We start from the raw sequence: 21,830 nt of genomic DNA, 5'->3' as shown, positions 1-21,830 counted from the left end.
GCGACTTCGGGGTTGTTGGGCCGGGCCTTGGGCCAGCCGGACTATAGCAGCGTAGCATCGCTTGTAGTGCCGGGCGGTCGACCCTATCACCGGCGATACCGCGCTCGGCTCCCTTGGCATCGGCGCAAGAGAAACCTGTGTCTGCTTCGTCCGAACCCTCCGGTATCCTGCACGTTTACACGACGATCCGCGCAGAGCTGTTGCGCTTTCTGACCGCGCATCTGGGCGATCCGGCGGCGGCGGAGGATGCGTTGCAGGAGCTGTGGCTGCGCTTGCAGGCGATCGACACGGGGCCGATATCCAGCGCGCGCGCCTATATCTACCGCGCTGCGCAGAACGTCGCGCTCGACATGATGCGGACCAGACGATCCGTCGCCGCGCGGGACGGGCAATGGGCAGCGACGCATAGCGGGCCGGGTGTCGAACCGGTGGATCTGTCTCCCGGCGCGGAGGATGCGATGATCGCGCGCGAAGAGGCGGAGAAGCTGGCCGCCGCAATTGCCGCGTTGCCCCCTGCGGCGGGTCGGGCTTTCCGGATGCACAAGTTCGGAGGGGCAAGCCACGCTGAGATTGCCGCGCAACTGGGGATCAGCCGCAGTGGCGTCGAAAAGCACATCGCCGTGGCGATGGCGCATCTCCGCCGTGCGATGAAGGACTGAGGAATGGCGGATCGGCTGCGTCTGAACATGAGCAGGAAAAGGCGCGATTGCAGGATCGCGCCGATGGAGTCGGCATGAGCGCGGAAATCGACGAAGCGGCGGCGCGCTGGCGCCTGGCCCAGGCGCATGACGATATGGATTGGATCGCCTTCACCGAATGGCTGGAGGCCGATCCGCGCCACCGCGATGCCTTTTATGAGATCGCGCGGCTCGACCAGCGGATCGATGCTGCCGGGCCGATCCTGTCGCAGCTGCTGGCCGAGCCGCCGCCGCCGCGCAGATCCTGGCCCCGCATCGCCCGCTGGGGCGCAGTGGCGGCGGTGCTGGTCGCGGCGATACTCCTTACGGTTCCGTACGCCGTGCGCGCACCCGCGCCAGTCGAAGTGGCGATCCGCACCGCGCCGGGGCAGGTGCGTGCCGTGCGTTTGCCCGACGGGTCCACCGCGACGCTGGCGCCGGGCAGCGTGCTGCACGTCCCGTCTTCGCGCGCCGAGGCGATCCGGTTGGAAGGCGCCGCGTTCTTCGACGTGCGCCACGATGCCGCGCATCCGATGACGGTGCGCGCGGGCGACTATGCGATCCGCGACGTCGGCACGCGCTTCGAGGTGTCTACCGGAGGCGGCATGATACGGGTGGCGGTGGCCGAGGGATCGGTTGCGGTGCGCGCGCCCGACATACGCGACGCGGTTTCGGTGGGCGCCGGCCAGGCGCTTACGCTGACCGAGGGGAGCACACGGGCCGAGCGCCATCAGATCGACACCCGCGCGGTCGGGCGCTGGCGCGCGGGAACGCTGGTCTATGACAGTGTGCCGCTGGGCCTGGTCGTCGCGGACATCGCCCGGACGAGCGGACAGCCAGTGACGATCGCGCCGCAGCTTGCTGGTCGCCGCTTCTCGGGCATGATCGCGACCGGCGATCGGACCGCGATGGTGGGCGCGCTGAGCGCACTGACAGGATTGGAACCCCGAAAGGATGGCGATGCGATACGGCTTGGCGACGGCGCTGCTCGCTAGCGGCGTCGTCGCCGCCATGCCGGCGGCGGCACAGGACCTGCGCCAGCACATCGACATCGACGCGCGCGACCTGGGAGGGGCGCTTGCCCAGCTTTCCGCGCAGACGGGTATCTCGATCGCGACCGACGGTGGCTTGCCGCGCGGCGGCGTGCCACGGCTGCGCGGCCGGATGACGGCGGACGCGGCGCTGGCGCGCCTGCTGGCCCCGATGGGGCTGGAGGCCCGGCGCGTGGGGCCGCGCGCGTATCGGATCGGTCGCCGGGCGACGCAAACGCTGCCGGTCGCTACCCCCGAGCCGCCCGATCCGGTGATTGTCGTGACCGGGCGCAAGCGGGCGGAGACGGCGTCGGACATTCCCGGCCCGGTGGCGGTGTATCGCCCGGACGCGGACGGCAGCCGGATGGGGGCCGCCCGGACCACGGGCGACGTGGCGCGCGCGATCGGCGGCATGACGCTGACCAATGCCGGTCCGGGAGGCGATCGCCTGTTCCTGCGCGGCGTCGCCGACAGCCCGCTCAACGGGTTCAGCCAGTCCACCGTCAGCGTCCAGCTCGACGACGCGCGGCTGACCTTCGATGGCCCGGAACCGGGGCTGCGGCTGGTCGATGTCGCGCGCGTGGAAGTGCTGAAAGGGCCGCAGGGGCCGCTCTACGGCACCGGGGCGCTGGGCGGTGTCTATCGCATCGTCACCAACCGACCGTCGCTGGACGCGACCGAAGCACAGGCGGGCGGCGGGCTGGCGAGCGTGTCGCACGGTGGTATCGGGCCGCAGGCGGAGGGGGTGGTCAACCTGCCGCTCGTCGCTGGCCGGCTGGCGGTGCGCATCGTGGGCTATGCGGCGGTCGATCCGGGCTGGATCGACGATGTGGACGGACGCCGCGACCGCAACCGGACCTGGACGCGCGGTGGGCGGATCGCAGTGCGCGCGGCGCTGTTCGGCGACTGGATGGCCGATCTCAGCGCGGTGCAGCAGAGCGTCGATGCGCGCGATACCCGCTATGTCGATCGCCCCGACGCCTATGTGCGCGATGTGCCGACGCCCGAGCCCTATGCCGGGCGTACCCGCATCTATCAGGGATCGGTCAGCGGGCCGGTGGGAGCGCTGCGCCTGACGATTGCGACGGGATTGACGGAGCAGGGACAGAGCCAGCGCTATCACGACCCCCGGACCGATGCGGTGCCGTCCGATGCGGCCCCGGCAGTCCCGTCCGCGATCCTGAACACGCGGGGATACCGGGTGTTCGACCAGGAAATCCGGCTGGCGTCGGCGCCGGGGGGCGCCGTCACCTGGGTGGCGGGCGCCGCCTTCCTGTTGGCGCGCAGCGACGGCATTCTGGTCGGGCTGGCAGAGGATGGGGACGTAACCCGCTATCTGGCCGCCAATCGCCGGGTGACCGAAACGGCGCTCTACGCCGATGGGTCGGTCGCGCTGACGAACCGGTGGCGGTTCGGGCTGGGGCTGCGAGTCTTTCGCGCGAGCACGCGGGACGACCGGTTCAGCTTCCAGACGCTGACCGCGCGCGCGGAGACGCTGTTCGGGGTGACGCCGAACCTGTCACTGTCCTATGCGGCAGCGCCGGACAGTCTCGTCTATGCACGGTTCGCGACGGCGTTTCGCCCCGGCGGGCTGGACCCCGGCAACGCTGCCTCGCGCCGCTATGGCGCGGACGAAGTGCGGACGTTCGATCTGGGCGGACGAACGCGGTTGCTCGACGGGCGCCTCGGGCTCGACGCCAACCTGTTCTTCACGCGCTGGCGCAATATCCAGGCCGACTGTCTCGAAAGCGACGGGTCGATCTCGACGCACAATGCCGGGCGGGCGACGATCCCTGGAGTCGAGGGCGTCGCCGATTGGCGCGCGGGCGGGGGATGGCATGTCGAGGCAGGCGCGACCTGGCAGCGCCCGCGCCGCAGCGCCGCGGCGGGCAATTCCGCCTATCTGCCGCTTGTGCCCGATTTGTCCGCGCGCGTGTCGCTGGCGCGCGAAATGGCACTGGGGGACTGGCGGCTGATGCCGAGGCTGGCGGTCGACATCGCCGGGCCGACGCGGCTGGGCGTCGACACTTTGCCCGATCGCCGGATGCCGGGCCGGTTACTCGGGCGGTTCGGGCTGGTCGCGGAAGCGGGCCGCACGACACTGCGTCTCGATGTCGATAATCTGCTGGACGTGCGCGGGGACGCCTTCGCCTTCGGCAATCCGTTCGTCGCGCGCACGGTGCGCCACTACACGCCCTATCGCCCGCGCGGCGTTTCACTCTCGGCGACGCGGCGCTTCTAGAATTTTTTTTCGCGGTCCGACTGCGGTTCCGTCCGGTGAGCACGTCGATGCGGCAGTGCGAAACGGAAATGCAAAGGAACCATGATGCGATTGATTGCTGCCTCCCTGATGCTGACCCTGTTCGGCGCGCTGTCCGCCGCTGCGCAGGACGGCCCCGACAAACCCTTTGCGGGGCCGAGCGTTACCGTCATCGCGGGTGTCGAGGGTGCCAATCATTATGACGGCTGGAAGGCGGGCGCGGTCTATGGTGGCCAGGTCGGCTATGACATGCAATCGAACGATCTGGTGGTGGGCGTCGAGGGTGAAGTGACCGGCGCGTCGGGCCGCCACTGCACCACGATCCATCACACCACCGGCGGAAACGACAGTTCGTGCGTCGCGACGGGGCGCGACTTCTATCTCGGCGGCCGGATCGGCACGGTCATCGGTGACGCGACGCTGCTCTATGCCAAGGTCGGCTATACCAATCCGCGCCGCAGCTACGATTACCGGGTCGGCCAAAGCGGTTCTTTCACGCAGACCGGCAGCGTGACCACCGACGGCATCCGCGTCGGCGCGGGCGTCGAGCGCCGCCTGACCAACAGCATGACCCTGAAAGCCGAGTATCGCTATTCAAACTATACCGGGAGCTTTGATCGGCACCAGGGCGTCATCGGGGTTGGCTTTCGGTTCTGATTTCTGATGGTTGTGCGACCGGTGCGGGCTCGATTTTCAGAACCGCAGCTTGGGTATAGTACTCTCGGCATGGCCGACGGCAACTCCGGATTGCTCGCACTCTATGCGACCGAGCGCGCGGCCCTGTTGCGGTTTCTTGCGGCGCGCACCGGCGATCCGGCGGAGGCGGAGGACATCGTCCAGGAGCTGTGGGTCAAGCTTCAGTCGCTCGACGCCGGGCCGATCGCCAACGGGCGGGCCTATCTGTTCCGCATGGCGCAGAATCTGGTGCTCGACCGGCTACGCGAGCGTAAGCGGCGGGAGGCGCGTGATCGCAGCTATACCGACGACGCAACCGGTCCGCTCGCTCCCGGTGCCGAGCCCGTCGATCCGGAAGAGAGTGCCGAAGCGCGCCTGATCGCCCGCGACGAGGCACAGCGGCTGGCGGCAGCGATCGCGACTCTGCCCGAAGGGGCGCAGCGGGTGTTGCGGCTCCACAAGATCGAGGGGCTGTCGCACGGCGAAGTCGCGGTGCGGCTGGGGATCAGCCGCAGCGGGGTGGAAAAGCACATGGCGGTCGCGATGACGCATCTGCGCCGTGCGTTCGGGGGACTGGGGTGATGCGCGCGCGGCGACGTCACAGCAACGAAATATCGGGCGTCCGCGTCGCTGCGCGGGCAAGGAACTGAACATGGGTGACGAAATCGAGGCGCAGGCGGCGCGCTGGTATGCCGTGCAGGACGATGATTCGATGGACTGGGACGGGTTCACCGCCTGGCTCGAGGCCGATCCGCGCCATCGTACCGCGTTCGATGCGCTGGCGCTGCTGGGCGGCGCGCTCGACATCCATCGGACGGAGATCGCCGAGCAGCTGGACGCGATGCCCGCGAACGACAATCCGGCGCAGGCGCCCCGGCGCAGATGGTGGGCTGCGGGGATCGGCGGCGCGGCTGCGGCGTCGCTGGTTCTGGCATTGGCACCCTGGAACGCGGCGGCACCGGCGCACTATCGCACCGCGCGGGGCGAGAGCCGCATCGTGGCGCTGAACGACGGATCGCGCATCACGCTGGCGTCGTCGAGCAGCCTGACCGTGGCGGGAAAGAACCAGACCGACCTCACGCTGGAAGGCAGCGCCTATTTCGACGTGCCGCATCGGCAGGATCGCACGATGACCATCCGCAGCGGCGGCATCGAAGTGCGCGATATCGGCACCCGCTTCGCCATCGCGGGAGACCCCGGTGTGGCGCGGGTGGAGGTGGCGGACGGCAGTGTTTCGGTCGGGTCCGAGCAGTTCGCGGCGCCGATCACGGTGGCTGCGGGCCATGCGCTGGTCGCGGATGCCGCCACGCGCAGCGTGCACATGGCGACGATCGACCCCGCCAGCGTGGGAAGCTGGCGCAACGGCCAGCTGCGCTATGTCAATGCGCCACTGGCGCTGGTCGCCGCCGACATCAGCCGATATGCGGGAAAGCCGGTGACGATCGATCCGGCGCTGCGGTCGCGCAGGTTTTCGGGGGTGTTGACGATCGGTGATGGTTCCACGCTTGCCTCGACACTGGGGGAGATATTGGGCATCCGGGTCCAGGAAGACGCAAAGGGCATTCGTCTTAGCCCTGGCGCTTAGCACCGCCGCGCCCGCGCTGGCGCAACGCGCGACGATCGACATACCTGCCGGGCGGCTGGCCGATGCCATCGCCACGCTGTCGGCACAGGCCGGCGTCTCGATTGGCGCCAGCGGGGCGCTGCCCGATCGGCGCGTGCCCGCCATTCGCGGGCGGATGGACGTGGGGGTCGCATTGGCGCGGATGCTCGCGGGCACGGGATGGCGCGCGCGGCAGTTGCGCGGCGGCGTCTGGCGGATCGAGGCGATGCCCGCAACGCCCGCCCCCGCGCAGCGCCCTCGCGCGCCGAACCGAGCCCCCGCAGCGCCGCTTGCACTCCCGCCCGACCCGGAAATCGTCGTCACCGGACGCAAACGGGCCGAGCCGCTGGCGGCGGCCGATGCGACGATCATGGTCATCTCCGGCACGCGGCTGGACCAGCGCGGCGCGCCGCTGGCGAGTGCGGATGTCGCGCAGATGGTGGACGGGCTGAGCGTCACCAGCATGGGATCGGGACGCAACCGGCTGTTCATTCGCGGCGTCGCCGACAGCCCGTTCGACGGCTTCGGCCAGGCCAGCGTCAGCGTCGTGATCGACGATGCCCGCGCCACCTATGACGCGCCGGACCCCGACATCCGGCTGGTCGACATGGAGCGCGTCGAACTGCTCAAGGGGCCGCAGGGGCCGTTATACGGCACGGGCGCGCTGGGGGGCATCTATCGGCTGGTCACGCGCAAGCCCGACATGGTGCAGGCCGGCGGGACTGTCTCCGCCGGAATCGACAGCGTGCACTATGGCACGATCGGCACGCATGCGCAGGGGGTGCTCAACCTGCCGATCGTCGCCGATCGCGCGGCGGTGCGGCTGGTCGGCTATCGCAGCGTCGAGCCGGGCTGGATCGACACCGCCGGGGGCGCGCGCGACATCAACCGTAGCATCGTTTCGGGCGGTCGGCTGGCGCTGCGCGTGCTTCCGTCCAGCGGATGGACCGTGGACCTTGCGGGACTGGTCCAGACGATTTCCGCGCGCGACAGCCGCTATGTCGACGGGGCCGGTGCCACGGTGCGCGCCCCGCGCATCCGCGAACCGCACGATGTCGATTTCGGACTGGGCGGGCTGACCGTCACCGGTGCGCTCGGCACGCTGGCGCTGACCAGCGCGACCAGCATTTCGCGGCAGGAACTGCGCGCCACCTATGATGCGAGCGCGTCGGCGGGCGCGCTGGGCGGTTCGGCCCCGGCCAGCTATCTCGACGACCGGCATTACCGCGTGCTGAACCAGGAACTGCGGCTCGCCTCCCCCGCCGCGCAGCGCATCGCGTGGCTTGCCGGGCTGTCGGTGCTCGACGCCGCGACCGATGCTGCGGGAACGCTGAGCGACGCGGCGGGGGCGCGCGACGTGCTCACGCTGCGCCGCCGGGTGCGCGAGATCGCGGGCTTTGGCGAGGCGACGCTCCACTGGAGCCAGCGGCTGTCGGCGACGGTCGGCGGGCGGGTGTTCCACTCCTATATCGAAGACGAGAAGTACGAGAGCGGCGACACCGCGACGCTCCAGCGCCAGAAACTGCATTTCGCGCCGAGCGTGTCGATGCGCTGGAATAACGGCGCCGGCCTGGGTGTGTATGCGCGCTATGCGGGTTCGCTGCGTCCGGGCGGAGCGGAGGCAAGGACGGGCGACACGACCGGCAGCTATGGCGCGGACGAGATTTCGACGAGCGAACTGGGCGCGCGGATCGAGCGCCCGGGGCTTGCGCTCACCGGCGCGATGTTCCTCACCTATTGGAAGAACGTCCAGGCCGATTTCCTGCCCGCGACGGGGCTGGTGACGACGCGCAACGTGGGCAATGCCGTGGATCGCGGGATCGAAGTGTCGGGCGAGTGGCGCCCGGCTGCGCGCCTGTCGCTGTCGGCGGGCGCGATCTTGCATCGCGGGCGGCTGGGGAATCCGAGTGCCGCGGTCGCACAGGGCGGGGACCGCCGCCTGCCCATCGTCCCCGATATCGCGCTGCGCGGCGCCGTCGACCAGGGCTTCGTGCGGGGTGCATGGACGCTCCACGCGCTGGCGCGCGCCCAGTATGTGGGGGCCGCGCGGCTGAGCTTCGACACCGGGCTCGACCGGCGAATCCCGCCGCGCGCGGTGCTGGGCGCGGGCCTGTCCGCCGAACGCGGCGCCTGGAGCATCCGTGCCGATCTGGACAATCTGCTCGACAGCACCGCCGACAGCTTCGGCTTCGGCAATCCTTTTTCGATCCGCGACACGCCCCAGCGCACCCCGATCCGCCCGCGCAGCCTGAGCCTGACGATAGGGCGACGCTTCTAGCGGGAACCACCACCGCACCGACCCGCGAAAAAAGATTCGCGGCGGGCTGGGGTGCCCGTTTCCCGGCGGCGTCCTTGCCGTGTCTCGGGAGTATGGCATGGTTCAGACAGCAAGCGAATTGATCGTCGATCGGTATGCGGCGGTGCACGGCGCACGGGTAGCGCCCGATTTCCCCAATTATTGCACAGTCAACGACGATAGCGGACCGTGCGCGGTTCTTGGCTTTCGCAGCGCGGGCGCGGGAGCGCTCTTCCTCGAACGCTATCTCGACGACGCGATCGAAGTCGCGGTGCGGGAGGCGCTGGATATTGCCGTGCCGCGTGACCGGATCGTCGAGATCGGCGCGCACGCGTCCTCCCGCCCCTATGCGACGATTGCCCTGTGGGCGCGCGCGGCGGCGACGCTGGACGGGCAGAGCGACGTCGCCGTCGCGGTGCTGACCGCGCCGCTGCGCGCGATGTTTGCCCGGCTGGGCCTGCCGATCGTCGAAATCGCGCCGGCAGCGCGCGACCGCATGGGGCCGCAGGGCGCAGCATGGGGCCGTTATTATGAGGCGGACCCGGTCGTCTGCGCCGGATGGATTGCCGCGGCACGCACGCCGCTGGCACGCTGGCAGGAAAGGCGTGCGGCATGAGCGGCGCGCTTGTCGGCGCGATTGCGCGCCACGCCATGGAACGCCCGGATGCGATCGCAATCGACGGTGGCGATGCGGGCAGCCTGAGCTGGGCCGCGCTTGCCGCCACGCTGCCGCCCGTCGCCGCCCAGTTCGCCGATCGCTATGGCGGCACCGGGCAGCCGGTTGCGGTGCTGGTCGATCATGGCCCGGCGGCGTGTCTGCTCGATCTGGCGCTGGTCGCCGCCGATATTCCGGTGGTCCAGCTTCCGCCCTTCTTCACGCCCGCGCAGACCCAGGGCGTGCTGGCGGCGGCAGGATGCAGCGCCCTCATCACCGGCGCGACGCTGCACGGGCAGGGCGGCGATGCCGTGCTGGTGCTGGACGACAGGGCGCTGGATCACGCCGCCGTGCCGCTGCCGCAGGGTACGGCAAAGGTTACCTTCTCGTCGGGCTCGACCGGCGATCCCAAGGGCGTGTGCCTGTCCGCCGCGCATCTGGCCGAGGTCGCGCAGTCGGTGGTCGATTATGTCGGCGCCGTCCATGCGGGGCGGCATCTCCCGCTGCTGCCGCCGGGCATCCTGCTGGAGACGGTAAGCGGCTTCTACGCCACGCTGCTGGCGGGGGGCACCTATGTCGCGCTGTCGCAGCGCGCGGTCGGCTTTGCCGACCCGTTTCGCCCCGATCTGGCGGTGACGCTGCGGACCCTCATTACCCGGCAGATCACGTCGCTGATCCTCGTGCCCGAATATCTGGGTGGAATGGTCGCGGCGATGGAGGCAAGCGGCTTGCGGCTTCCCGCATTGACGCTGGTCGCGGTCGGTGGGGCGCGGATCTCTACGGCGCTGCTCGCCCGCGCGAAAGCGCTCGGGCTGCCGGTGCGGCAGGGCTATGGGCTTACCGAATGCGGCTCGGTCGTCAGCCTCGAGCGCGGCGACGAGCCTGCACCCGGCAGCGTCGGCCATGCCCTTGGCGCGCACCGGGTCGAAATCGCGGCGGACGGCGAGATCATCGTGCATGGCACCGCGTGCCTGGGCACGATCGGCGCACCGCGCGCGCCCGGCCCGCTCGCCACCGGCGATCTGGGGCGGATCGACGATAGCGGCGCGCTGTGGATCGAAGGACGCAAGTCGGCGCTGATCGTCACCAGCTTCGGGCGCAACATCTCGCCTGAGTGGATCGAAGCGACGCTCACCGCCGCGCCTGAGATCGCGCAGGCGATGGTGCGCGGCGATGGCAGGCCCGCGCTCGACGCGCTGCTGGTTCCCGCACGCCCCGATGCCGATGTCGATGCGGCGGTCCGGCGCGTGAATGCCGGGCTGCCGGCCTATGCCCGCATCGCCGCATGGCGGCTGGTGCCCCCCTTCACGCCCGCCAGCGGTCTGCTGACCGGCAATGGCCGTATCCGGCGCGCGGCGATTGCCGCCGCCTATCCCGAAAGGACCGATGACATGCCCTTCTTCCATCGCCTCGTCGAGGAAACGCGTGCGGAGCAGGCGCGCTTTGCTATGACGCCGCAGCTGATCGCGGGGCTGACCGGCCGGATCAGCCGCGCCGACTATCTCGCCTATCTCGCCCAGGCCTATCACCATGTCCGCCATACCGTGCCGCTGATGGAGGCGGCGCGTGCCCGGCTGGGCGACAATCCGATGCTGGTGGCCGCGCTCGACGACTATATCGAGGAGGAAACCGGGCACGAGCACTGGATTCTTGCCGACATCGATGCGGCGGGCGGGGACGGCGCCGCCGTCGCCGCGAGCCCACCCGCGCCGGCGACGGCGGCGATGGTCGCCCATGCCTATCAGACGATTCGGGAAGGCAATCCCGCCGCGTTCTTCGGCATGGTGTTCGTGCTCGAAGGGACCAGCATCGCGATGGCGAGCAACGGTGCGGCTGCGGTCCAGTCCGCGCTGGGCCTGCCGCCCGAGGCGTTCCGCTATCTCACCTCGCACGGCGCGCTCGACCAGGATCACATGAAGTTCTTCGAGCGGCTGATGAACCGGATCGACGATGCCGACGATCAGGCCGCGATCATCGCGATGGCGCGCGACATGTTCGACCTGTTCGGCGGCGTATTTTCCTCGGTCGAGCTGGAGGCGGATCGTGTCGCGGCTTGAGGGGCGAACGGTCGTGATGACCGGCGCAGGCGGCGGCATCGGCTCGCTGGTCGCACGGCGGCTGCGCGGCGAGGGCGCGCGCGTGATCGGCGTGGATCGCTCGCCGGGCACCGATTGCGACGAAACGCTGGCATGCGACCTGTCCGACCCCGTGGCGCTCGCCGCGCTGGCCGGCACGCTGGCCGCGCGCCCGGTGGACATATTGGTCAACGTGGCGGGGGCGCAATATTTCGGCGAGGCCGACGCCCAGGGGCTCGACAGCATCCGGCTGTGCTACGCGGTGAACCTGATCGCACCCGCCGCGCTGACTCGTGCCGTGCTGCCGGGCATGCTCGCGCGCGGGCGGGGCCAGATCGTCAACATCGGGTCGGCGATGGGCGCGATTCCCTATCCCTATTTCGCGACCTATTCGAGTTCGAAGGCGGGGCTGAAGGCGCTCAGCGAAGCGCTGCGCCGCGAAGTCGGCGGGCGCGGGATCGCCGTCACCCACGTCGCCCCGCGCGCTGTGAAGACCGCGTTCAACAATGCCGCCGTCAATCGCTTCCTCGAGCGCGTGAAGATGCGCGCCGATGACCCGGGCGACGTGGCCGACGTGATCGTCCGCGCGATCCTCGCCCGCCGCAACGACGTGGCGATCGGTGCCGCCGAGCGCTTCTACGCCCGCCTCAACGCGCTTGCCCCCCGCCTGATCGATCGCGGCCTCGCCGGCCAGGCGGCAAAGGCGCGCACGCTGTTTTCCCATTCTTGAAAAAAAGGAGTTGTCTGTCATGCTTTTCCGTACGCTTCATATCGCCGCCGTCGCGCTGCTCGCCGCAGCCGGCCTCACCGCTGCCCATGCCTCGAACAATCCGGCGATGGATGCCGATGTCCTGCGCGTGAACAATGGCTGGGCGCATATCCGCTATCAGGTCACTGACCGCAGCCAGCAGTATAACCAACTCGTCGCGCTGGAGGCCGTCGCGGCACAGGTGGTCGTGCGCTATCCGCATCGCGCCGAACCGCTGCTGTGGGAAGGCATCGTGGTGAGCGAGGAGGCGGCGCGCGCCAGCGTGCTGCGCCAGCTGGGGCTTGCATCGCGCGCGCGCGACATTTTGAACCAGGCCTATGCGATCGACCCGCATGTCGCCGACGGCGGTGCCGCGATGAGCCTGGGCGTGCTCTATTACAAGGTGCCGGGGTTCCCGATCGGGTTCGGCAGCACCAAGAAGGCGCGCACCTATTTCCAGGAAGCGCTGAAGCTCGACCCGAACGGGCTGGACAACAACTTCTTCTATGGCGACTTCCTTGCTTCCGAGGGCGACAAGGCGAATGCCAGGCGCTTGCTCCAGCACGCGCTGCTCGCTCCGGTAAACCATGATCGCCCGGTCTGGGATGCGGGCCGCCGCGCCGAGGTCCGCAGCCTTCTCGCCAAGCTGGGCTGAGCGGGTGATGGGCAGCGCGGCGCACTGGTTCGGCAGCCAGCTTTCGCATCCCCGGGACTGGGGCGGCTGGCTGGTCGGCCAGGCGATGCGCATCGCGAACCGCGCGCCCACCCGGCTGGCGCTAGAGGCGCTCGACGCTGGCCCAGGCCATGCCGCGCTCGATCTGGGTTGTGGTCCGGGCGAGGGGGTGGCGCTGCTCGCGCTGCAGGCGGCGCATGTCCATGGCGTGGATGCGTCGGACACGATGATCGCCGCCGCACGCCGCGCCAATCGTGGAATGATCGCGCAAGGGCGTGTGACGCTGGCCCCCGGACGGTTCGAGGCGATTCCGCTGCCCGATTGCAGCGTCGACCGCATTCTGGCGGCCAATGTCGCCTATTTCTGGAGCGACATGGCTGCGGTGATCGGCGAGATCCGGCGGGTCCTTCGGCCCGGCGGGCGGCTGGTGCTGTACCTGACCGCTGCGGAGACGATGCGGAACTGGACCTTCGCCGACGCGCGCACGCACCGGCATTTCGATGCCGGCGACCTGCAAGCGGCGCTCACGGAAGCGAGCATCGCACCGTCTGCGATCACCATTACGCGGCACCGGCTTTTCGGCGGAGTCATCGGGCTCGTCTGCGCCGTGGATTTCTAATGCTGAGATGCGGGGAGGTCGCGTTGTGTGCGGCATTTCTGCATTCAGAGCCGCAAAGGGGTAGCTCGAGGAAATTCAACAGCGGGGATATGTGGATTGCCGATCTGACGTGATAATTCGCGCGTCGGTCGCTTCAGTCGTGCCAGGAAGCAACGAATGGCGGCTTCCGTCGTCTCACCCGAACAGCCCTCTTGGAGCAGTCCGGTTGCGGCACTACGGCCGAGCGGGTGATGGACAGGCGGCGCACATGATTACGCTCGACACCGAACGGCTTGTGCTGCGCGGCTTCCGCGAAAGCGACGCGGAGGATCTCTTCGCTTACTTGCATGAACCCGGCGCAAGTTGCTTCCTCTCGATGAAACTTGAGGACCTCGCCGCGGCCCGTGCGGAGGCAATCGAGCGCGCGGGTTCCGAGGACGTTTTTGCGATCGAGCATCGCGAGAGCAGCCGCGTTATCGGGGAGGTGTTCGGTCACCTTGAGCCGCCAGATACATTCTCGATAGCCTGGCAGATGAACTCCGGCTTCACGGGCCAGGGCTTTGCCCTGGAAGCTGCGCGAGCAGCGATCGATCACCTTTTCGAGGACCGCGGGGTCCGCCGCATCTATGCGTATGTCGAGACCGACAATCTTGCCTCGCAGCGGCTGTGCATGCGTCTGGGTATGCGGCAGGAAGGCCTGTTTCGTGAGTTCATTTCATTTGAAGCCGATGACTCGGGGGCTTCGATCTATGTCGACACACTCCAGTTCGCGATCCTGAAGAAAGAGTGGCGAGGCGGGGCGGGTAGTCAAGCCTGATGCCAAGGCATTCAACATCGCTGAAAACAAGCTGATGGAGTGACGCTCAGCGTGCGCTTCGGGAGGGCGATAAACGCGCTGACGCTGTCATAGCCAAGGTCGAGTGCCACACACCCGACCATCATAGCCTGATGGTATCCTTGGCGCTCGGGTGGGGAGGCCGGGCGGTAAACGCCAAGAGTTCGAAATGGCAGGGGCGCTCGGATTCGAACCGAGGGCCTTCGGTTTTGGAGACCGACGCTCTAACCAGCTGAGCTACGCCCCTACGCCGCTCGCTACTATGGTTGGTTTTGCCGGAAAGCAAGGGGGAGCGTGCATGCGAAGTGTCTCGGACTTTGTGCTGAGGAACCTAGTGCATTTGGCTGCAGACCTTGCCAGAATCCGGTGGACGGAGGGCGCCGGAAAGGCGGGGACGCTCGGCGTTCGGGTAAAATGGGATTGGATGGCGAATGACGACGGATGCGGGAGGGGGATTGCCGCCTATTCGATTGATGACTCGGCTGTTGGCGCGCATGCAGACCGCGATCGTCGGCCCCGGCATCCGCGCGATGGGCGGCGACCTGGACCGGTTCGTGATCTTCACGCTGGTCGCGCGCCAGTCGCTGGGCGGGGAGTTGAGTGACGCCGGCCTGGCCAACGCCACCCCGATCACGATGAACGCCCTGTCCGCCTCGCTCGCGCGGCCGTATGAAACGGTGCGGCGCCAGGTGATGGCGCTCGTGGAGCAGGGGCTCTGCATCCGCACGCCCAACGGCGTCGTCGGCGCGCCGCTGCTGCTGCGCCATCCGCTGATCCCGGAACTGATCGCCATCGCGCACGACAGCTTTGTGCGCTTTGTCGAAGACATGGTGGTGCTGGGCGTGCCGTTGCCCCGCCAGCGCCCGGATACGCGCTATGCGCTGGTGTCGGGATTCCAGGCGGCGACCGACCTGATGCTGGCCGTGACTCACGCCAATCGCGACACGCATGGCGACTGGGCCGAGCTGGCGGTGTTTTCGATGGTGCTGGCGGCGAACACCCAGTCGTTCGTCTGCGACCCCGAGCGTGCATGGCTCTATGCCGACCAGACGCGCCCGGCGCCGGTGCAGCTGCTGGAACCCATTCGACCCAGCGCGCTCGCGCAGGTGCTGGAAATGCCCGAAAGCACGGTCCGGCGCAAAGTGGCGGCGCTGATCGCCGATGGCCGGTTGATACGCGTGCGCAACGGCGTGCTGGTGTCGGACGCGTGGATGAACCTGGACTCGTCGATCGCGACCAGCACCGAAAGCTGGCACAATATCCGCCGCATCCTGGAGCGCGTGGCGGCGCAGGGCTTTCCGTTCGACGCGCCCCAGAGCGCCTATATCGCGGGGCGCCCGCCGGAGCCGGCATTCGAACGGCGCCCGGCCACGGTGCGCGAGTTCGCCTGAACGCCGGCGCGCGGCGTTCAGGCTGCCGCGCTGCTTCCCAGCGGGCGCATCGTCAGCAGCCGCGCCTCGTGCACGGGCAGCGGGCGGCTGAAATAATAGCCCTGAACCTTGGTGCAGCCCAGCGCGCGGACCATGTGGTGTTCGTCCTCGGTCTCCACGCCCTCCGCCGTGGTCGCCATTCCCAGGCTCTGCGCCAGCGCGACCACCGCGCGGATGATCGCGGTCGCTTCCTTCACGCCCTTTGACGCGCCCTGCACGAAGCTGCGGTCGATCTTGATCGAGCTGAATCGTGTATGGGCGAGATAGCCGAGCGACGAATAGCCGGTGCCGAAATCGTCGAGGCTGAGGCGGACGCCCAGGTCGAGGATCTTTTCCAGCACCTGCACCGCCGCCGTGCCTTCGCGCATGAACACGCTTTCCGTGACTTCCAGCTCCAGCCGCTCCGGGGGCAGGCCCGATTGCGCCAGCGCCTGGGCGACCACGCCGACAAAGGCAGGGTTGTGGAGCTGTTCGGGGCTGACGTTCACGGCGACGCGCATCGGCAGGTCCCAGCGCGCGGCTTCGTCGCACGCGGTGCGCAACACCCATTCGCCGATCGGCGCGATCAGCCGCGCGTCCTCGGCCAGCGGAACGAACTTGGCCGGCGAAACCGTCCCGAGTTCGGGATGGTTCCAGCGCAGCAAAGCCTCGAACCCCGTCAGGGCGCCGGTCTCCGCGCTCACCACTGGCTGGTAATTTAGGTGGAACTCGCCGTTCTGCGCAGCGGCGCGCAAGGCCATTTCCAGTACCCGGCGCTCTTCGGCGGCCATGTGGAGCTGCGGCTCATAGATATGGAACACGCCGCCGCCGGCATCCTTGGACCGATACAGCGCCAGGTCGGCGGAGCGGATCAGCATCTCGGTGGTGCGTCCGTCACGCGGGCCAATCGCCAGACCGATCGAACAGCCGATGTACAAGGTGTGCTGGTCCAGGTCGTAGGGCTTGGAAAGCGTGTCGATGATCGTCTGCGCCAGCCGCTCGATCCGCGCGGAATCGCTGGCATCGCGCACCACGACCGCGAACTCGTCGCCGCCCAGCCGGCCGATCATCTCGTTGTCGGTTATCAGCGTCTTGAGCCGTTCGGAGACGCGCCCCAGCAGGCGATCGCCGACGGGATGCCCGAGCGTGTCGTTGACCGCCTTGAAGCGATCAAGGTCGATCATCATGAACGCGCAGCGCGAACTCCATTTCTCGGCATCGGCCATTGCGCGCGCCAGCGTCTCGTTGATGAGCAGGCGATTGGGCAGCCCGGTCAGCGCGTCGAAGCGGGCCATGGCACTGATCTTGTCGGCGGACTGGCGCGCCTCGGTCACGTCCGAGCCGACGCCGCGAAAGCCGACAAAGACTCCCCGTTCGTCGTGGCGGGGCGATGCGGAAATCTTCCACCAGCGTTGTTCGCCCTCGACCAGGACCGGCAGCGCGAGGTCGCGAAACGCTTCGCGTGCCTTCAGCTTCTCGGCCAGTTCGCGCAGTCCGGCGGCGAAATTGCCCGATTCCCAGCTTGGTCCCGCCAGCACCTGGAGGAACGGCATGCCGTTGATCGCCTTGGGGTCCACGCCCAACGACACGGCGAAGCGGGGGTTGGCGCGCTTCACCCGGCGCTGCGCGTCGATTTCCCACAGCCAGTCGGCGCCCGCCTCTTCGGATTCGCGCAGCAGCAGGCTTACGGTTGCATCGCGTTCGGCGATCGCGATCTCGCCGGCGCGGATCACGACAAGCGCCTTGCCCCGGCCAAAGGTGGCGATCGCGAGCAATGTGGCGAACAGCGCGGTCGCGGCGGCCAGCACGGGCAGCCCGGCCATCAGCACCATCGCCGTCATCGACGCGCCGACGATCGCGATGAACACGATCGTGGCGAGCGGCAATGCGGCCATCGCCACCGCCGATGCGGTCATCAACAGCGCCAGCACGATCCACAGGCTCATCGCGGCATGGGTATCGGCCAGTTGCCCGAATGCGAGCGGCGCTATCGACCAGACCGCGCCGAGCGCGAAACCGTCGAGCGCAGTGCCGCGCACGTCCTCCACCGGGGCCGTGACGGCGGTGCGATGGCGTTTGGACAGGCGGCGGAACACGACGGTGCATGCCGCCGCGCCGACCGTCGCGCCCCAGGCCGCCAGCTTCCACACCGCAACGCTGGGCGCGAGCAGGATCGTGGCAAGCGAGGCGCCGACCAGGTTGGCGGCGAGCATGAACAGCGCCAGCTGGCTGCCCGCATAGAGCTGGGCGGCGCGGATCGGGCCCCAATCGGTGGTGTCGGCGGGATCATACAGCCCCAGGAGCGCGCGGGCATCGATGCGCGGACGGGCAAACTGCGAAATGGTGTCGGTGCTCACGCGCCCGGGCATAGCGCGGGTAGGTTAGCGAGAGGTTAGAGTTATCGCCGATGTGCTGGTTTTCACGCGAGGTCTTCGGCCCAACGAAGGGGCCCGGGAGCAAGGGGAAGCGTCACGGCCCCCTGCTGACCGCAGCGCTATCGCAGATGACGGTTGGGCGACCATAAATGCAGTCATCCCAGCGCAGGCTGGGATCCATTGCCGCTCCGTTGCGTCAAAAGCGCAGACTGAGCGGCGAATGGATCCTGACTTTCGTCAGGATGACGAGGCGCTTTTAACGTGCGATTGCACTGCCGCCGCCCGGTCGCCGATCAGGCGGCGATGTCGTAGGGCTTGATCTCGCCGGCCAGGTACAGGTTGCGCGCCTTTGCCCGGCTGAGCTTGCCCGAGCTGGTACGCGGCAGCGTGCGGGGGGGCACCAGTTCGATCACGCAGTTCATGCCGGTGACCGAGCGGACGCGCTCGCGAATCTCGTCGCGCAGGCGGACTCGCTCTTTCTCGTCCGAGGTGCGGCACTGGACCAGCACGGCGGGGGTTTCCTCGCCGCCGGGGGTCGTGATCGCGAAGGCGGCGATATCACCCTGCTTGAAGCCGGGGAGCTGCTCCACGGCCCATTCGATATCCTGCGGCCAGTGGTTGCGGCCGTTGATGATGATCATGTCCTTGGCGCGGCCGACGATGTAGATATAGCCGTCGCTCAGATAGCCCATGTCGCCGGTGTCGAGCCAGCCATCGACCAGGCACGCATCGGTCGATTCCTGGTCGCGGAAATAGCCGACCATGACCGACGGGCCCTTGCACCACACCTTGCCGATCGCCTTTTCGGGGAGCGGGGTGCCGTCTTCCTCGCGGATTTCGATCACCATGTCGCGCGCGGGCTTGCCGCAATTGACGATGGCGCGGAATCGCTGCGGCCGATCGGCGCGCGAAGTGCCGCCCGAAAGCTGGGTTTCCTCGACCAGTTCGACGACGATGCCTTCGCCCGGGGGCATGATCGACACCGCCAGCGTCGCTTCGGCCAGGCCGTAGCTGGGCAGGAATGCCGACGCCTTGAACCCTGCGTCCGCAAAGGCATCGACGAACGACTGCATCACGTCGGGGCGGATCATGTCGGCACCATTGCCCGCGACGCGCCAGCGCGACAGATCGAACCGGTCGCTCGCCTTGGTCTGGCTCGACATGCGGCGCGCGCAGATATCGTAGCCGAAGGTCGGCGAGTAGGAGAGGGTGTTGCCGGGGTTGCGGCTGATGAGGTCGAGCCACGCCAGCGGGCGGCGGGCGAAATCCTCGGTCTTCAGATAATCGGTCGAAACCTGGTTGGCGACGACCGACAGCAGGCAGCCGACCAGCCCCATGTCGTGATACCAGGGTAGCCACGAAACGCAGCGATCGCCGTCGGCCACGCTCATGCCGTGGCTGTGCGCCGCCAGGTTGTTGAGCAGGGCGTTGTGGGTGATCGCGACGCCGTGTGGGAAGCGAGTCGAGCCGCTGGAATATTGCAGATAGGCGATGTCGTCGGTCTTCGCCGCGGGCAGCGCCACCGGGGGGGCAGGGCGATCGGAGAATTCGGACCAGTCGATTCCCTGGACGCCCGAGAGCCGAGCCGCCTCCGCGCACATCGCGCCGATTTCGGGCGGATAGACGAGCAGCATCGGATCGCAGCTGTCGAGCTGGACGCGCAACTGGTCGATATAGCTTTGCGCGCCGCCGAAGCTGGTCGGCAGCGGCAGCGGCACGGGCCACGCGCCCGCATAGACCACGCCAAAGAACAGCGCGGCGAATTCGACGCCGGTTTCGGCGATCAGGGCGATTCGATCCTGCGGCTTGACCCCGGCAGCGATCAGACGACGCGCCTGGACCAGCGCATCGTCGCGCAGTTCCGAAAAGGGATAGGGCCGCGCGAGGTTGCCGCGCGCGTCGTGAAAATTCAGGCCGCGCACGCCCTGCGCGGCATAGTCCAACGCATCGCCCAGCGTCGCGAAATCCGCAAAGCGGCGCGGGAGCTTATCGTCGGTGGGCGTCGGTACGGGCATCGCCGTCGCTGCCTCCGCCTGCTTTTCGAGAGATCCCGTAACGTCCAAATCCATTCTTTTTCTCGTGCCCCTCGTGGAACAGGCCGTTGTGCCCCCACAACGCATTAAATGCGATCGGCTCTGCTACGCGCTATCGTTCAAAATCGGTTGCCAGTGTGGCACAATCATGGCGCATGCCCCGATCCAGACCCATACTCGCTCCGCTTGACCCCGCCGATCTCGATCGGTTTGCGCTACGCTATGTCGAGCGATTTGCAACCACGCGCGGCAAATTGACCGATTATCTGCGCCGTAAAGTGCGCGAACGCGGCTGGGCGAATCCCGACCAGCCGGCCGATTGCGAAGGCGTCGCGCAGCGCATGGCCGACCTCGGCTATGTCGACGACCGGCTTTATGCCGAGGCGAAGGCGGGATCGATGGCCCGGCGCGGGCTGGGCGCGCGTCGCGTGGCAGAGGCGCTGCGCCACGCGGGCGTCGACGCGGAAGACAGCCGCGCCATCGCGCCTGCGATCGAGGAAAGCGCGGAGGCCGCCGCAATGGCTTTTGCCCGGCGAAAGCGCATCGGTCCGTTCGCACGTGAAGCAGGCGATCGTGCGCAGCAACAAAAACACCTCGCCGCGATGCTTCGCGCAGGGCATTCGCTGGATATCGCCCGGCGGATTACGGGGGCTTCGCCCGACGAAGACATTGATTTATACTGATGTGTCGAAGCTGGACTGAATCCCATAAACCAATTCCCCTTTTCGAGAATCTTGTGTTAATGAAACCGCTTGGGGGAAACAAAAAATGCGTGCTGATACACAGCTTGCGTCAAAACACTTAGCGGTCGCACAATCCGGGAATGGCGATTTCGAGGGCGACGATGCGGCGGAGGGGCTGCTTGTCACCGGGATCGTCAAGTGGTTCGATGTCACGCGTGGTTTTGGCTTTCTGGTGGCGGATGACGGGGTCGCCGGCGACGTGCTGATCCATTTTACCGTGCTCCAGGATCATGGCCGCCGAAGCCTTCCCGAAGGTGCGCGAGTCGAGTGCGTCGCGGTGAAGCGGCAGCGGGGATTCCAGGCCCGCGAGATTCGCTCGATCGACCTCACCGAGGCGGTCGAACCCGTCAAGCGCCCCGGCGAACGTGCCGACCGGCTGAAAATGGTATCGGCGGCGGGGCCGTTCGAGGCGGTCACCGTCAAATGGTTCAACCGTTTGAAGGGGTACGGATTTCTCGTGCGCGATTCGGACTCAGCGGATATATTCGTCCATATGGAGACGCTGCGCCGCGCCGAGATCGAGGAAGTCGAGCCCGGCCAGCCCCTGCGGGCACGCATCGTCGATGGCGACAAGGGGCCGCTCGCCGTAGCGGTCGAAAGGATCGGCTGAGACAATGATCGCGGTGCGGGGATTCGGCGTGGCGCTTGCCGCCACGGTGCTGGTGCTGGCGGGCGTTTGCCACAGTGATGCCGGCGCCCATGCCGGGAAAATTCAGGCGCCTGCGAAGGTTGCCGTCACGGTCCGGACCGCGAACGGGGCCACCCGCATTTTCAACGTCGAGACCGCGCGCACTCCGGCCGAGCAGGCGCGCGGGCTGATGTTCCGCACGAATCTGCCCGCTGATGGCGGCATGCTGTTCGCACCCTATCCGGGCGATGGCGGCCCCCCGCGTGCGGCGAGCTTCTGGATGAAGAACACGCCGAGCCCGCTCGACATTCTCTTCATCCGCGCCAACGGGACGATCGCCGCGATCGCGGCCAATGCCGAGCCTTTTTCCGAGATCCCGCTGAAGTCGGGCGAGCCGGTGGCGGCGGTTCTGGAAATCAACGGCGGCAAGGCGGCGGCGCTTGGAATAGCGCCTGGCGACACGGTCCGCTGGGACAGCCCCGCGCAGTAGGGGCATATAGCCAATTGCCACGGGCC

The 21,830-nt window shown here is 68.1% G+C and carries 19 protein-coding genes and 1 tRNA gene; 17 read left to right on the top strand and 3 right to left on the bottom strand.

What is annotated here, in order from left to right; translation table 11 throughout:
- Window positions 1-137 precede the first annotated feature (137 nt).
- The 13 genes from ACG3SL_RS11215 to ACG3SL_RS11155 all read left to right on the top strand — a co-directional run bounded on the left by ACG3SL_RS11215 (window position 138) and on the right by ACG3SL_RS11155 (window position 14,108).
- Window positions 138-659: an RNA polymerase sigma factor gene (locus tag ACG3SL_RS11215; protein ID WP_448661195.1), complete on the top strand. Its 522-nt coding sequence runs from the start codon at window positions 138-140 to the stop codon at window positions 657-659.
- A gap of 74 nt (window positions 660-733) precedes the next feature.
- Complete coding sequence (locus ACG3SL_RS11210; protein WP_448661194.1) at window positions 734-1,672, top strand: FecR family protein; 939 nt, start codon at window positions 734-736, stop codon at window positions 1,670-1,672.
- Complete coding sequence (locus ACG3SL_RS11205) at window positions 1,638-3,950, top strand: TonB-dependent receptor (RefSeq protein WP_448661193.1); 2,313 nt, start codon at window positions 1,638-1,640, stop codon at window positions 3,948-3,950. The genes ACG3SL_RS11210 and ACG3SL_RS11205 overlap by 35 nt, the downstream gene beginning before the upstream one ends.
- An 84-nt stretch (window positions 3,951-4,034) precedes the next feature.
- Window positions 4,035-4,625 carry an outer membrane protein gene (locus ACG3SL_RS11200; RefSeq protein ID WP_448661192.1) on the top strand — a complete coding sequence of 197 codons (591 nt, stop codon included), beginning with the start codon at window positions 4,035-4,037 and terminating at the stop codon, window positions 4,623-4,625.
- Between the two features lie 69 nt (window positions 4,626-4,694).
- The gene (locus ACG3SL_RS11195; RefSeq protein WP_448661191.1) at window positions 4,695-5,225 is read left to right on the top strand and encodes an RNA polymerase sigma factor; all 531 of its coding nucleotides are present in this window, start codon (window positions 4,695-4,697) and stop codon (window positions 5,223-5,225) included.
- A gap of 70 nt (window positions 5,226-5,295) precedes the next feature.
- Window positions 5,296-6,228, top strand: a complete 933-nt coding sequence (locus ACG3SL_RS11190; protein ID WP_448661190.1) for a FecR family protein — start codon at window positions 5,296-5,298, stop codon at window positions 6,226-6,228.
- The gene (locus ACG3SL_RS11185; protein WP_448661189.1) at window positions 6,137-8,524 is read left to right on the top strand and encodes a TonB-dependent receptor domain-containing protein; all 2,388 of its coding nucleotides are present in this window, start codon (window positions 6,137-6,139) and stop codon (window positions 8,522-8,524) included. The genes ACG3SL_RS11190 and ACG3SL_RS11185 overlap by 92 nt, the downstream gene beginning before the upstream one ends.
- 97 nt (window positions 8,525-8,621) lie before the next feature.
- Window positions 8,622-9,158 carry a thermostable hemolysin gene (locus ACG3SL_RS11180; protein WP_448661188.1) on the top strand — a complete coding sequence of 179 codons (537 nt, stop codon included), beginning with the start codon at window positions 8,622-8,624 and terminating at the stop codon, window positions 9,156-9,158.
- Window positions 9,155-11,254: an AMP-binding protein gene (locus ACG3SL_RS11175; RefSeq protein WP_448661187.1), complete on the top strand. Its 2,100-nt coding sequence runs from the start codon at window positions 9,155-9,157 to the stop codon at window positions 11,252-11,254. Before ACG3SL_RS11180 ends, ACG3SL_RS11175 begins: the two co-directional genes overlap by 4 nt.
- Window positions 11,241-12,002: an SDR family NAD(P)-dependent oxidoreductase gene (locus ACG3SL_RS11170; protein WP_448661186.1), complete on the top strand. Its 762-nt coding sequence runs from the start codon at window positions 11,241-11,243 to the stop codon at window positions 12,000-12,002. Before ACG3SL_RS11175 ends, ACG3SL_RS11170 begins: the two co-directional genes overlap by 14 nt.
- 19 nt (window positions 12,003-12,021) lie before the next feature.
- Window positions 12,022-12,675: a tetratricopeptide repeat protein gene (locus ACG3SL_RS11165; RefSeq protein ID WP_448661185.1), complete on the top strand. Its 654-nt coding sequence runs from the start codon at window positions 12,022-12,024 to the stop codon at window positions 12,673-12,675.
- A 7-nt stretch (window positions 12,676-12,682) separates the two neighbouring features.
- The gene (locus ACG3SL_RS11160; RefSeq protein ID WP_448661184.1) at window positions 12,683-13,312 is read left to right on the top strand and encodes a class I SAM-dependent methyltransferase; all 630 of its coding nucleotides are present in this window, start codon (window positions 12,683-12,685) and stop codon (window positions 13,310-13,312) included.
- 247 nt (window positions 13,313-13,559) lie between these two features.
- Window positions 13,560-14,108 (top strand): GNAT family N-acetyltransferase, encoded by a 549-nt coding sequence (locus tag ACG3SL_RS11155; protein WP_448661183.1) that lies wholly within the window; start codon window positions 13,560-13,562, stop codon window positions 14,106-14,108.
- Window positions 14,109-14,296: 188 nt separating this feature from the next.
- Here the strand turns inward: ACG3SL_RS11155 and ACG3SL_RS11150 are convergent.
- Window positions 14,297-14,373, bottom strand: a tRNA-Trp gene (locus ACG3SL_RS11150).
- Window positions 14,374-14,599: 226 nt separating this feature from the next.
- Here ACG3SL_RS11150 and ACG3SL_RS11145 point away from each other — a divergent pair.
- A complete protein-coding gene (locus tag ACG3SL_RS11145) occupies window positions 14,600-15,517 on the top strand; it encodes a hypothetical protein (RefSeq protein ID WP_448661182.1) in 918 nt (305 codons plus the stop codon).
- A gap of 17 nt (window positions 15,518-15,534) precedes the next feature.
- On the opposite strand, the gene ACG3SL_RS11140 is transcribed toward ACG3SL_RS11145, so the two are convergent.
- Together ACG3SL_RS11140 and ACG3SL_RS11135 are read right to left on the bottom strand one after the other, a co-directional pair.
- Window positions 15,535-17,904 (bottom strand): putative bifunctional diguanylate cyclase/phosphodiesterase, encoded by a 2,370-nt coding sequence (locus ACG3SL_RS11140; protein WP_448661181.1) that lies wholly within the window; start codon window positions 17,902-17,904, stop codon window positions 15,535-15,537.
- A gap of 299 nt (window positions 17,905-18,203) precedes the next feature.
- Window positions 18,204-19,979: a fatty acyl-AMP ligase gene (locus tag ACG3SL_RS11135; protein WP_448661180.1), complete on the bottom strand. Its 1,776-nt coding sequence runs from the start codon at window positions 19,977-19,979 to the stop codon at window positions 18,204-18,206.
- Between the two features lie 32 nt (window positions 19,980-20,011).
- On the opposite strand from ACG3SL_RS11135, the gene ACG3SL_RS11130 reads away from it, so the two are divergent.
- The 3 genes from ACG3SL_RS11130 to ACG3SL_RS11120 all read left to right on the top strand — a co-directional run bounded on the left by ACG3SL_RS11130 (window position 20,012) and on the right by ACG3SL_RS11120 (window position 21,804).
- Entirely contained in the window at window positions 20,012-20,626 is a 615-nt protein-coding gene (locus ACG3SL_RS11130) for a regulatory protein RecX (RefSeq protein ID WP_448661179.1), read from the top strand.
- An 85-nt stretch (window positions 20,627-20,711) separates the two neighbouring features.
- Window positions 20,712-21,296, top strand: a complete 585-nt coding sequence (locus ACG3SL_RS11125) for a cold-shock protein (protein WP_448661178.1) — start codon at window positions 20,712-20,714, stop codon at window positions 21,294-21,296.
- 4 nt (window positions 21,297-21,300) lie between these two features.
- Window positions 21,301-21,804 (top strand): DUF192 domain-containing protein, encoded by a 504-nt coding sequence (locus ACG3SL_RS11120; protein ID WP_448661177.1) that lies wholly within the window; start codon window positions 21,301-21,303, stop codon window positions 21,802-21,804.
- The last annotated feature ends 26 nt before the right edge of the window (window positions 21,805-21,830 follow it).

This window comes from Sphingomonas degradans, assembly GCF_053502645.1.
This window is presented reverse-complemented; position numbering and strand designations above follow the sequence as displayed.